Raw genomic sequence first — 13,444 nt, forward strand, 5'->3', positions numbered from 1 at the left:
TCCACAAAATGGCCAATATGTTTAGCGCTTACTGAGATTATTAGTGCAGCAGTTTCCTAAGAAAAACAGGACATAAATCAACAAAGCTGCAAACCACCTATTCCTACAGCAATACCGTCGCCACCCGTAAAATCGATTTGGCGAATGAAGATGTCGACTTTACGGTACAGTTTGATATGCGCGGCACGCTGATGTCGATGCAGCAGACGGATTACAATGCCGATGGTCAGGTGCAAAAAGTCACGACTCATCAGTTATTGGTGGATATGGCTGATGCGAAGTTATTTAATCTGGTGCAGCAGAAAATTACAGCCAGTGGGTTGATGGTAAACGATGGCACGGTGCTCAATGGGCAGGGTTTGCTGGGGGTCAGTGCTGCGGATTTAACCACCACCGGCAGTGTGACTGAATATCAGAACTTTAATGCCGCGGGGCTTGCAGAGCGCACGGTGACCAGAGTCACCAAGCCGGATGACCGCAACCCTGGCCGCACCACGGTTGATGAACTGAGCTGGAGCCGCAGCTACGAGAAGCGGGATAGTTTACTGGAGAGTAAAGTCAGCGGTACGGCGCAAAGTGGCAGTAAAGGCGGTCAGTTTAAGGATGCCAGCAGCTACAGCCAATACGATGCACATGGCAATAAGGTGTTGGTGGTTGAAGGCAACGAGCTGCAGGACAGTAAATTTAAAGTGCGGCAGATGCTGTATGCGGCGGACGGCAGCTTATTGCGGCTGCAACACAGCGAGGTTGCCAAATCCGGGGAAGCTGATGCCCTGACGCAGGTCAAAAACCATCTGAGCCAGGTGCGTAGCGGCCAGGCGGTGGCAGGGCGGGTACAACAGGAATCTATCCAAATCAGCAGCAATGGTGCTTATGTGGGAGATGTCACGGTAGACCGGGGTGAAACGTTACCCGAGGAGCATTGGCTCTACCGCACCAGCATCAAAGACCAGCACTTTAACAGCGGCATTGAACGCACCGACACCCAAAAGCACACGGTACGCGCAGGCGATACTCTGCAAAGTCTGGCGCAGTTGTATTATGGCAATGCCGACTACTGGTATTTAATTGCGACAGCCAATGGCATCAGTCAGAGCTCTGCGCAAAGTGGTCCGGATAGCCAACTCATCGAAGGCACCACGCTGGATATCCCACAGCGCGCCAATAGCTTTAACGCCCATAACAGCTTTAAGCCGATGGATTTACAACAAATCATCGGCGACACCACGCCGAATGTGCCGTATTTACCGCCGCCACCACCGGTCGGTTGTAATGCGATGGCGATGGTAGTGATTATCGCGGTGGTGGTGATTGCGACGATTGCGACGGCTGGGGCTGCTGCGGCATATATGGGGCCTCAGGCATTTAGTATGGCTTTGGGGGCTTCGGCATTAACCGGTGGAGCGACCGTTGCAGGCGTAACGTTGGGCGCTGCAACAGCTGCAACAGCGGCGATGTCAGCAGGTATGATAGCCGCAACTGCAGCCGCTGCATCTGCAGTCGGTGGTTTTGCAGGTTCAGTCGCAGGCCAGCTTGCCGGTAAAGCGATGGGTATAGTGGATAGCTTTTCGCTGAAAAATGCTTTAGCCAGTGGTTTAACGGCGGGGGCAACGGCGGGTGTGGGGTCGATGATGGGCGTTGGCGGTAGTGTCAATGGCACTTTCGTTGGTGGCGCGAAGGCTGCGGTTGGGAATAATCCTGCTGTGTTGGCAAGTCTCAACACTGCCGGCAAAATGGCGATGGCCGCCAGCACAGTTGGTTTAAGCGTTGCAGCCAACAAGCTGGTCGGTAATAATCAGGCGAGTTTCCAATGGCGTAATGTGGTGATTGGTGCGGTAAGTGCAGGTTTGATGGACAAAGCCGGCATCAGCAACACCAAATCAGTATTCGAAAAATTTAATGAAGGCGCAGGACTTGTCAGCGGCTTTATGGAAGGCGTGGCCGGTGCAGCAATAGGTTACGGTGTAAGCAAAGTGCTGTATAACGAAGGCAGCTGGAATTTTAGGAATGTAGCGATTGATGCTTTTGGCAATGCGTTGGGGAATAGCATTGTTGCCGGTTTAAGTTCGAAATCAAATGCTCAAAATGAAAAAGCCGCAAACCAACGCGGACAGCAGGCCTATGAGCAAGCTATTGCTGCAGGCATCCCAGATACTCAGGCAAAACTGTTGGCCGCAAAAGAAGTGCTGGCTTCAGTGTCACCAGGCAAACGACCGCAAGTAGATATCAATGAAACGGATGATGCGTTAAGTGTCAGTTACTTGCGTGGAGATAAGTCGAAAGGTGGTATCACACTCACGAACACCAACTCATTAACGGCAATTGGTGGGTTAACCAGTTGGATCAGCGATGAAGGTTTATGGGGTAATAATGATGTATTGAAGCTAGCTACAGGGTTGCTGGATAGACGAGCAGAAGCCATAGCTCGCCAGCAACGGGAGAGTGAGGTTGCGCAAAATGATAGGAAAAACAACGGAAATGTAACTTACACCGTTACACTTTCTACCCGCGAGAATACGCCGAATTTCTCACAACTAGCCACAAACTGGGTTTCCCCATACGGTCAATTAAGATCAAGGGTTGCAGCACATTCTGAAGGCTTTAAAGTGAGCAAGGTTGAGAACAGCAAAGGTAAGACATACGCCCATATTGAGGGAAGCCATGCAGCGAATGAAGCTCTTGGCTTGAACAAAGGTGTAAGACGTACAACGGTAAATAACAGTGCCCTAAATAAAGCTGTATGGGGGGCTGAAGGTTTAGGCGATGTAGCTAAAGCTGGCACTTATCTTGAGTCTGTAAATCTAAACACTGTTGGTGGTCGATTAGGTGCTGCCGGGCTCGGTCTGGATGCGGCCCTTGAATATGCAGACTACAAAATGGGGCACGGCGACTCCTATACATTTGCCGCAGGTACAGTTGCTTTTGGTGCGGTGATGGCAGGTTTTGGATTAGTAACTATGCCGATTCTAGCGACAGGAGCCATCCTTTTCGGCGTTGGAGTTGGACTAGGGTATGGGTATGACTATATAGCTACTAAATATGACTTTAGAGGCAATATATCAGACGTTTACAAAAAAATTGGTAACTAAGGGAGTGTGGCCAGTCGTTCTAGCGGCTGGCCAGTAGTACAATGAAAAAGAAAAAAATAAGTACAGTGCAACAGATTGATCGAAAAGTTAAAGAGGTACTTATAGTAAACGCTGTTGTTACATTTATTTCTTTTCTTCTCTACTATTTTTCAGATGGGATGAAGCATAAAAGTTCTCATGATTTAGTAATGGTCACCTCAATTTTTTTTATGTGTGCAGCTCTATTAATTCTCAATTCGATTCTGTCTATCCTCTATTTTAAATGTAGAGGGGCGGCGCTGTTTTTTGTTGCTCAATCAATTGGCATTCCAATTTTATTTTTGTGGTTAACTGGAATCGTATTATGGGGGCTTAGCAATGAAGAGGAATTACTTTTCATTACACATTCACAAGTGAATATATACTTACTTTTTTCCATTTCGTTTCAATTAATTGTAAGTGTGCTGCTGTTTTTTAAATCCAAGTGGTACCGTCGGACGGTTTATGCACTGAATAATGATAAGCATCATGCTTATGACATTGTTACAGAAAAACTAAATCCATTAGGCTTTAATGGCACATTTATTGACGAGTATGCTAATAACAGGCACTGGTTGGTTGCTATGCCCATGGCTGGGTTCTTAAGTTATGGAATTATTTCTTTACTTTTTCCTGGGTGGGGAAAGATTTTTCTAGTGTATCTCGCAAGTTGTTTGATCACCTTTGGAGGTATCGGTTTATCTCTGCAGGGTATCACTAGTTATTTTTTTGTGCGCAAAATTGAAAAGCGCTACAACGTAAGCTTTGTCGTTGGTGATGTGAAATTTCCGGCCACGCGCAAACTTCCTGAAGAACAAGCCGGCGGCAATTTAGAAAACTAAACAAGCTATTGTTTTACCTGACGCTTTTGGCAATGCAATTGGTAACAGCATCGTCTCCAAACTCAGCCAGCCTAAAGGCTACCAAGTGGGTGATGAAATCACCACTGATGGTCAGAAAGGTTATGTGGCTGATGTTGATACAAACGGAGAGCCATCAGTAATCACTTATGCGTTGGACAGACCTGCTGTTTTTGAAGAGAAGTCAGGTTGGGATATTGGTGGTAGGCTTTTCGAGTATAGAGAACTTCATCTAGGAGCGGTTTTTGATGCCGAAATCGAGAAGCAAGAGAAACAAGAGATTCAGAATCGAGTTAACAAATTAGTTTCTACAGTCCCTGAAGAGTACAAAAAATTAGGCGGCATATCTGATGAATGGCTAAATAGATTGTCAGATTCACCTGTTGGTAGAGAAGTTGCCAAATTAATGCATAATTTTGTAACAGGTGAGGGACCAAGTGCGACATTTTATGATGGTAATTCTCCATTAACTCGAAGTCTGATGTCGACAGCTAGTACAGAGCGAAATTGGCAAGGTTTCCTTTCAGAAAGAGCTGAGCAAATTAGATCTGGAGGCGTTGTTGATGTTTGGGATGGTGATGGCGCTTGGGGTATGCATAATAATAATGGAAGGGCAGCTATTTATGATGCCACGTATCCAAATCATTATTTAGACCCTGACCCAATACGGCATTTTGTTGGTAGTTACGATGTAAATATTGCAGATAATGGAAATGGAACTGCAACAATAAAGATTTTTAATGAAACTAGTATATCCTCTTATACAAGGAATTTTTTCAGTGCGGAAAAAAGAATTGATTCGTACAGTAGAGTACCTAATAATCTTGGAGTGCTAACGCCTTACGGCACAATAAATCAAACATTTATTGAGGTTAGACCTTACCCAGATTGGATTTTAAATTCGAAAGGGAAGAAATAAATGAGTGTAAATTTTATTGTGAAGCCACTGATTTCCTGCCTGCTATTTACCACATTATCGGGCTGTATTAAAAACGTAGAGGAAAATCCTGTTATAGAGCTAGATAAGTTTTTTGGCGAATATCATAACTCAAGAGAGGTATTGATTATAAATCCAGATAGAACTTACTCTATAAAAACTGACTCAGTTGTTGATGCAGGTCGATGGTCTCTGAATGATTCAAATGTAACGTTATCTGCCAACAAAAGTCGGATTGTATATATTAAGGTTTATGAGGTTGATGGTGCTTATCAGTTAATAATCCAAGATAAAAAACCACAAGATCCTGATACTTATGATTGGTCGAGAGTTATGATCAAAGTAGAATAGTAATTCAGGTCAGCTGTAAATTAGCTAAGCCCTTTAGTGAAAAGGAAAAAAGGACATATATGGACGCTCCCATGCTTGTCAAGTAAACCAACCTGCCAGCAAGCGTTTGTTTGCCGGTTTTCTTTTATATACTCCCAAACTGTTTTGCTGACGCTGCAGGCTTTACAGATAAAGTTCTGTCCTGACATATATTCGGGCTATCTTTTTACCGATGCCCCGCATGAGCTCTGGACCAAAACGCCGTTAAAAATCATCCACTCGGGTTTATACCCTTGTCCTTAGCTGGCTTGGTTTTGGTGAGTTGCCTCTTGCCTCATCATTTTCAACAGATTGGTTAAAATGGCATGCCGCCTAAACATCCACTCGGGCTCAGGGCCCTTGTCCTAACCAGGCTGGCATGCCGGTCAACACTTGGTGCATACAGCCTGAGCTGGCTGCGCTTGATATAAACTATTACGGCTTAATAACACCCACATCAGCCGGGCGAGCCGATGGGCAATCGCCACTACCACGCAATTCACATGCTTGCGACAACGTAAATTCGTGATCCACTGATTCAGTGCATCCGGTTTGTGCTCGGCGCGCCGCAGCAACGTCCGCGCCCCGTGAATGATTTGTTTACGCAGATAGCTATCCCCGCGTTTGCTGATCCCCCCCATCATCGACCGGTTACCAGAAGCCGATTGCTTAGGCGTTAATCCTAACCAGACAGCGAAGTCCTTTGCGCTTTTAAAGGCTTGTGCTTTATCAACCGACGCAGCAACGGCTGAAGCGATAATAGGGCCAACGCCAGGTAGACTTAGTAAAATCTGCGCTGCTGAGCTTTCGCTAATAAAGTGCTTCAGCTGCGTTTCAATCTGTGCTTGCTGCTCACGTAAGTGTTTGTAATCATCTAAAGATTGTTGAATAACAAAACGCTTGGTGGCACTGAGTTCGGTATCCAGTAGCAAAGTGAGACCTTCAAAAAATGCTTTATGGCCTTTATTGAACACCAAACCAAAATCCGTTAATAAACCGCGAGTTTGATTACTCAGTTCGATGCGCTGCTTGGTGAGGCGTTCACGGATGCTGTGCAACATCAGAGTTTCTTGCTGGTACTCAGTTTTAACCGGCACCGGGCGAATAAAAGGTCGCTGACTGGCCTCAAAAATAGCCAGAGAATCATTGCGGTCATTTTTATTGCCACGCACAAATGGCGTGACATGCTGCGCCGGGATCAGTTGAACGTGATAACCCAGCTGCTGCAATTCACGACCCCAATAATGGGCGGAGTAACAAGCCTCCATGACAACTTTGCAAGGTGGGTGGTTTTTAATAAATTGATGAAAAGCTGCACGACTAAGCCTTCTTTCCTGCTGAACTTTGTGTTGTTCATCAAACATCATCAATTGAAAAACACTTTTTGCCAGATCGATAGAGATGGTGCTAATTTTCATATCGGACGCTCCTGTGTAACTGAATGTGTTCAACATCAGTTTGGCGCATTGACGCCGGATCGGGAGCGTCCATCTCATCATCCACTTTTTAGGCTAGTTCAAAAAACTATTTGTCCCGTTCCAACCGTTCACACAATGGTCTGAGGTTAGACTGACTGATTTTTGTTTAAAAATCAGTCAGTCTGAAATAAACAGGCAGTTAAAAACAATACATTGAGAATGTTTTTGCTGCCTGATGTTCTTTAAAAAACAGTTTTTGCAGGTTTTAGGCAATAGAACCCGGCGTTTGCTCCGAACGCTGTGGTTGAAAAACAGGACATAAATCAACAAAGCTGCAAACCACCTATTCCTACAGCAATACCGTCGCCACCCGTAAAATCGATTTGGCAAATGAAGATGTCGACTTTACGGTACAGTTTGATATGCGCGGCACGCTGATGTCGATGCAGCAGACGGCTTACAATGCCGATGGTCAGGTGCAAAAAGTCACGACTCATCAGTTATTGGTGGATATGGCTGATGCGAAGTTATTTAATCTGGTGCAGCAGAAAATTACAGCCAGTGGCTTGATGGTAAACGATGGCACTGTGCTTAATGGGCAGGGTTTGCTGGGGGTCAGTGCGACGGATTTAACCACGACCGGCAGTGTGACTGAATATCAGAACTTTAATGCCGCGGGGCTTGCAGAGCGCACGGTGACCAGAGTCACCAAGCCGGATGACCGAAACCCTGGCCGCACCACGGTTGATGAACTGAGCTGGAGCCGCAGCTACGAGAAGCGGGATAGTTTACTGGAGAGTAAAGTCAGCGGTACGGCGCAAAGTGGCAGTAAAGGCGGTCAGTTTAAGGATGCAACCAGCTACAGCCAGTACGATGCACATGGCAATAAGGTGTTGGTGGTTGAAGGCAACGAGCTGCAGGACAGTAAATTTAAAGTGCGGCAGATGTTGTATGCGGCGGACGGCAGTTTATTGCGTCTGCAACATAGCGAGGTTGCCAAATCCGGGGAAGCTGATGCCCTGACGCAGGTCAAAAACCATCTGAACCAGGTGCGTAGCGGCCAGGCGGTGGCAGGTCGGGTGCAGCAGGAATCTATCCAAATCAGCAGCAATGGTGCTTATGTGGGGGATGTCACGGTAGACCGGGGTGAAACGTTACCCGAGGAGCATTGGTTATACCGCACCAGCATCAAAGACCAGCACTTTAACAGCGGCATTGAACGCACCGACACCCAAAAGCACACGGTACGCTCCGGCGATACTCTGCAAAGTCTGGCGCAGTTGTACTATGGCAATGTCGACTACTGGTATTTAATTGCCACGGCAAACGGTATCAGTCAGAGCTCTGCGCAAGGCGGCCCGGATAGCCAACTCATCGAAGGCACCACGCTGGATATCCCACAGCGCGCCAATAGCTTTAACGCCCATAACAGCTTTAAGCCGATGGATTTACAACAAATCATCGGCGACACCACGCCAAATGTGCCGTATTTACCGCCGCCACCACCGGTCGGTTGTAATGCGATGGCGATGGTGGTGATGATAGCGATAACGGTGATTGCGACCATTGCTACTGCTGGGGCTGCTGCGGCGGCGATGGGTGGCCAGGCGTTTACTATGGCTTTGGGAGCTTCGGCATTAACCGGTGGAGTTGCAGGAGGGGCTGGTATTGCAGCAGCTGCTGCAGGTGGTTTTGTCGGCTCAGTAGCAGGCCAGCTTGCCGGTAAAGCGATGGGTATAGTGGATAGCTTCTCGCTGAAAAATGCTCTGGCCAGTGGTTTAACGGCGGGGGCAACGGCGGGGATGGGCAGCATGATGGGGGTTGGGACGGCGGCAACGACCGTCAATGGTGCGAAAGCCGCAGTGTCTTCATTCGTTTCATTTGCCAAAGATGCGACACACGCAACACTGAACATTTACGGCAAAATGGCGATGGCCGCCAGCACAGTTGGTTTAAGCGTTGCAGCCAACAAGCTGGTCGGTAATAATCAGGCGAGTTTCCAATGGCGTAATGTGGTGATTGGAGCGGTAAGTGCAGGTTTGATGGACAAAGCCGGCATCAGCAACACCAAATCAGTATTCGAAAACTTTAATGAAGGCGCAGGACTTATCAGCGGCTTTATGGAAGGCGTAGCCGGTGCAGCAATAGGTTACGGTGTAAGCAAAGTGCTGTATAACGAAGGCAGCTGGAATTTTAGGAATGTAGCGATTGATGCCTTTGGCAATGCGGTTGGGAACTCGATTGTTGCGAAGTTAGGTTCGAAATCAACCGCTCAAAATGAAAAACAAGCTAACGATCGTGGTGATGCGGCGTATGAACGCGCGCGAGCACAAGGTAAATCCCCGAGAGAGGCTGAACTTATTGCAACAAGGGAAGTATTGGCGACTCTTCCTTCAGGTACACGGTCACAGATCAACCTCAGTGAAAGCGATGATGTATTGGGTGTTAGTTACCTGCGTGGTGATAAATCAAAAGGTGGGCTGACCCTGACCAATGCGAATGCTGGCACGTCTCATCGGGAAGTCGTCAGTTGGATCAGTGATGAAGGATTGTGGGGTAATAACGATGCTCTGAATTTGGCCATGCGCTCGCTCGATAAACGAGCTGCAGTTTATAGCCATGACAACATCCAGAAACTTGGTCAGCAGGCGTTTGCAGAGGGAGAATATCGTGGAATCGCTAGCACACTGAGAACTAGCAGTAGAACATATAATGTTGATTTAGATGGCTTATCTGGGGGCGCTGCTCTTGGTATAAGGGCAGGAATAACCAAAGGAATCCGTGTACAGACAGGTATCAAAGGATTTTCATATGGCGATGCCGTTCATGACTCTAAAGTTCGTGTTAATACATACTTGAACGAAATCCCGGCAATTCCAGATAAATATCGTTTACCAAATGGCGCCTCTGTCGAAGCTCTTGAGCACAATGCTCGATCCGCTATCAATGCTAGAAACGGACTTCTTGACTCTTCAAGAAGTCAATTATCTCCTGACGGGCTTAAATATTCGGAGTCATTGAAGAAACAAGGGCTTAGCTTTGAAGCATTACTGGAGAAGAGTCTAAATAATCCGGCAAGAACGAACTTTACATATGAGCAGCATTTAAGGGCTATAACTGAGTCTTCAGGTCGCTCTAATCCGCTTGTAACAAATTCAGCTAGAACAGTTGTAGCTTTAGATAAAGTAGGTAAGGCGAGTTTAGTTACCGGGGTTGCTCTTGACTCTTATAGCTTGGGAACGGAAATCAATACAAGTCTTGAGACAGGTAACTGGGGTAATACATATCAGGAGTCAGCAAGAATTGGTGGCGCGTGGACCGGGGCTTGGGTAGGGGCAAAAGCGGGAGCTGCAGTAGGTGCTGGTTTTGGCTCGTTCATTCCTGTAGTCGGAACAACGGCGGGAGCTTTGGTTGGTGGCGTTGCTGGAGGTATTTATGGATATGTTAAGGGTGGTGAAATTGGTACCTCAATATACAACTGGTGGAATTAACAAATGAGAGCAGTTAGTAAAGTGTTAAATAGTAGCATCATGAATACTAAATGCTTACTTGTTGATTCTGTTGGCCAAGGATATGAATCTGATGATTCTGAAAACTTGATTAAAAAGTTGCCTCCAGAAAACCAGAAGTTCTTAATGACTGGGGGGGATATGGATATATTAGCATTTATTACCAATAAGAAAGTGGTGTCACCCACCAATGGTGACATTGACATTGATTCGTCTTATTTGCGAATCAATGGGGATTATCCCAGCTCATATCAGTTAAAAGTTCCTGATGGGAATATCTTCATTGTGAATGGTAAAACGCATGCCACGGTGCTTGTTGTAATAGAGCAAGTCAAAAAATATGAAGTGCCGATGCATGTACTGTATGCATCGGTTATTGGTGATGAATTGTTGCTAGCGGGAATGAAGCATAGAACAGTAAATGCTGAGGGTGAGTGTACAAAAAGGGGTAAGGCAATCTTGGCTAAGCTAAGTATGGCAAGAGAGGCTTACGTATTTGATTCATTTGGACTTCGATTTCAAGAGGCTGCAGCTAGTTCTGTTGATGCAGAACTTAGCTCACTTCGAGTGAGATTAGAGAGCTGGCTCGGCGGTGCTTCATTCAAAAACGGTCATGTTTTAATCGGAGGAATTGCAGATTTACATACTGATGATGACCTAGTTTTTTTAGGTTCAATGCCCGGGAAAAATGACTTCGTAGGTGTATCACTTTTTTATTTAGAAGATGATGAAATCCAACCATTGTATTACTTAGCAGGTAAGGAGTATTTATCATTGATCTCTGATGATGATTCGTTAGCTATTTATCTGTCGAGTAGAGAAAGCGGTTGTAATATGAAGATCAGTGATTTATCTATAGTGATAATCGATAACTTGAAAGGTTCGTTAGTGAAGAAGGCGATTAAGATCGCAGGTATCCCTGAATCAGCAGAAATATCAAGGTTTAATGTAAGAAAGCTCGTAAACGGAAGCTATATAGGGTTAATAGAGGAGATTATCAGCCCTATTAAAAGGCGAGTATGGCAAATAAATAGTAATAATCATGTTAATTGGACGGCGGTTTCAATAACTGAAATTGCTCTTATTTAAAACTCATATTAGCGGCTAATTACCCTTAGCCGCTTTACCCCGCAGTCGAAAACCGTTTGGCATCATGCTTTAAAATTAGACTCTCCAGCACGGTTTTAGCCACTAGTTTCTCTTCAGGTGTCCCGTTCCAACCGTTCACACAATGGTCTGGGGTTAAACTGACTGATTTTTGTTTAGAACTCATAGGGTCAGGTCTTGCCTTTTGCCTTGTCTGGTTGGATGGCACAAGGCAAGACCTGCCCCTGAGGTACCAGGCATAATAAAAACAGGCCACCCACTTTCAGAAAAACAGGCCACCCACTTTCTAAGCTAGCCATAAAAATCCGTTTCTAAAATGTGATTTTGATTATAAAGATTGTTCAATCTGGTGATGAATTCGTACGGGGGACACCGTCTTATATGGTAGCGAAACTGAGCTCTGGCAGGGTAAAACCGAAATGCGCTTAGCCGTGTACGCCGAGCATGGAGTTCGGAAGAGCAATGGTCTGACAATGAAGTGGTTTGATTAAAATGAAATGGTTATCCAAAACTTCGCTGGCAGGCGGTTTGGCCATGAAACCAACGCTGACCAAGCTTCTGACAGAATTGTTTGAGCGAGCTGATAGGGCCAATCACTTGATGAAAGATGGTTTCAAGTTGTTGGCAATTTTGCAGCCAGCAATCAAAGGAAATCCCCAGTCGAGCCAGGATGGGTGGCAGTGAAGTGTCGATGGCACCTCGTTTATCCTCACGGATTTGGCGACCGGTCCAGTCTACAAGTTCAATATAATCAATGAAATGGTATGGGATATTGGGAAAAACAGGCCACCCACTCTTTCTAAGCTAGCCATAAAGAAAATTACCGGGAAAAACAGGCCACCCACTTTCTAAGCTAGCCATAAAAATCCGTTTCTAAAATGTGATTTTGATGATAAAGATTGTTCAATCTGGTGATGAATTCGTACGGGGGCACGGTCTGATATGGTAGCGAAACTGAGCTCTGGCAGGGTAAAACCGAAATGCGCTTAGCCGTGTCCGCCGAGCATGGAGTTCGGAAGAGCAATGGTCTGACAATGAAGTGGTTTGATTAAAATGAAATGGTTATCCAAAACTTCGCTGGCAGGCGGTTTGGCCATGAAACCAACGCTGACCAAGCTTCTGACAGAATTGTTTGAGCGAGCTGATAGGGCCAATCACTTGATGAAAGATGGTTTCAAGTTGTTGGCAATTTTGCAGCCAGCAATCAAAGGAAATCCCCAGTCGAGCCAGGATGGGTGGCAGTGAAGTGTCGATGGCACCTCGTTTATCCTCACGGATTTGGCGACCGGTCCAGTCTACAAGTTCAATATAATCAATGAAATGGTATGGGATATGGTGCTGATCGTTATCTTGGTGGCAGCTTCCGGCAAAAGGCAGCAGCTCACCATGAAAGGCGCAGTGTATGGCTTTGCCAAGCCGTTGCTGGATGCTGGTGTAGTCAGAAGATTCGGGCGTTAGAGCCATTTGTGCGCGAATGGGGTTTAAATCAACATAAACCATACCGGTAAGCAGGGCTTTGTCGTCCAGCAGCGCCTGCGATTTGAACCGCCCTTCCCAAAATCGACCGGTGCAGCGGTCTTCAAAGTTTGCACGTCTGGCAATATGTTCATTCAGACAGCGCATAAACCAGCTGATGTCACAGAGTCTGGCACGCCAGTTTTCGATCATAGTTTCAGTGACCTGATTTTCCGCCTCACCACTTGAGCCTCCACTCAGATAACGTTCAACCAACACAGGTAAGCGGAACAACAACTGCCAGCGGTCAGTGATCTCTTTTGCATCCCAATTTGCCGCTTTTGCCGCATCGACCCGAACCACCAGATGGTAATGATTTGACATCAGAGCGAATGCGGCGATATCGATGGCAAACATCTGGGTAAGTAATGTCAGGCGCTCCAGAATCCACTCACGGCGATGTTCGAAGTTGTAAGTTTCTGTAATGCCACATAAAAATGCGCGTCTTACGCATCGGCTGACTAAGTGGTAGTAAGGTGTGTCGGCAACGCTGATTTGCTGGTGGCGAGGTTTTGGCATGATGTCATCCTGACAGTTGAATATCCGATAGCTTTAAACTTAGTTGCAAAAAAGTTAATTTCAAGTTTTAGGCGAATTCAATGGGTGTCCGGCTTCTTCGGCT

General features: G+C 46.1%; 9 protein-coding genes. 7 read left to right on the plus strand and 2 right to left on the minus strand.

The window, feature by feature from the left end; translation table 11 throughout:
- Nucleotides 1-137: 137 nt before the first annotated feature.
- From EOE67_RS11075 to EOE67_RS11090, 4 genes are all read left to right on the plus strand, one after another.
- Nucleotides 138-3,089 carry a LysM peptidoglycan-binding domain-containing protein gene (locus tag EOE67_RS11075; protein ID WP_127699149.1) on the plus strand — a complete coding sequence of 984 codons (2,952 nt, stop codon included), beginning with the start codon at nt 138-140 and terminating at the stop codon, nt 3,087-3,089.
- Nucleotides 3,090-3,130: 41 nt separating this feature from the next.
- Complete coding sequence (locus EOE67_RS11080) at nt 3,131-3,949, plus strand: hypothetical protein (RefSeq protein ID WP_127699150.1); 819 nt, start codon at nt 3,131-3,133, stop codon at nt 3,947-3,949.
- A gap of 85 nt (nt 3,950-4,034) precedes the next feature.
- The gene (locus tag EOE67_RS11085) at nt 4,035-4,886 is read left to right on the plus strand and encodes a hypothetical protein (RefSeq protein WP_127699151.1); all 852 of its coding nucleotides are present in this window, start codon (nt 4,035-4,037) and stop codon (nt 4,884-4,886) included.
- Nucleotides 4,887-5,255: a hypothetical protein gene (locus tag EOE67_RS11090; RefSeq protein WP_127699152.1), complete on the plus strand. Its 369-nt coding sequence runs from the start codon at nt 4,887-4,889 to the stop codon at nt 5,253-5,255. It abuts the gene before it with no gap.
- A gap of 404 nt (nt 5,256-5,659) precedes the next feature.
- On the opposite strand, the gene EOE67_RS11095 is transcribed toward EOE67_RS11090, so the two are convergent.
- Entirely contained in the window at nt 5,660-6,691 is a 1,032-nt protein-coding gene (locus EOE67_RS11095; RefSeq protein ID WP_127699153.1) for an IS110 family RNA-guided transposase, read from the minus strand.
- A gap of 383 nt (nt 6,692-7,074) precedes the next feature.
- On the opposite strand from EOE67_RS11095, the gene EOE67_RS11100 reads away from it, so the two are divergent.
- The 3 genes from EOE67_RS11100 (at nt 7,075) to EOE67_RS11110 (ending at nt 11,991) form a co-directional block, all read left to right on the plus strand.
- Nucleotides 7,075-10,182, plus strand: a complete 3,108-nt coding sequence (locus tag EOE67_RS11100) for a LysM peptidoglycan-binding domain-containing protein (protein WP_127699154.1) — start codon at nt 7,075-7,077, stop codon at nt 10,180-10,182.
- Nucleotides 10,183-10,185: 3 nt separating this feature from the next.
- Nucleotides 10,186-11,289 carry a hypothetical protein gene (locus EOE67_RS11105; RefSeq protein WP_127699155.1) on the plus strand — a complete coding sequence of 368 codons (1,104 nt, stop codon included), beginning with the start codon at nt 10,186-10,188 and terminating at the stop codon, nt 11,287-11,289.
- A gap of 510 nt (nt 11,290-11,799) precedes the next feature.
- Nucleotides 11,800-11,991: a hypothetical protein gene (locus EOE67_RS11110; RefSeq protein WP_127699156.1), complete on the plus strand. Its 192-nt coding sequence runs from the start codon at nt 11,800-11,802 to the stop codon at nt 11,989-11,991.
- 378 nt (nt 11,992-12,369) lie between these two features.
- On the opposite strand, the gene EOE67_RS11120 is transcribed toward EOE67_RS11110, so the two are convergent.
- On the minus strand, nt 12,370-13,341 hold the full coding sequence (locus EOE67_RS11120) for a transposase (RefSeq protein ID WP_127699157.1): 972 nt from the start codon (nt 13,339-13,341) through the stop codon (nt 12,370-12,372).
- Nucleotides 13,342-13,444: the final 103 nt, after the last annotated feature.

Source organism: Rheinheimera riviphila (genome assembly GCF_004005945.1).
Taxonomy (GTDB): domain Bacteria; phylum Pseudomonadota; class Gammaproteobacteria; order Enterobacterales; family Alteromonadaceae; genus Pararheinheimera; species Pararheinheimera riviphila.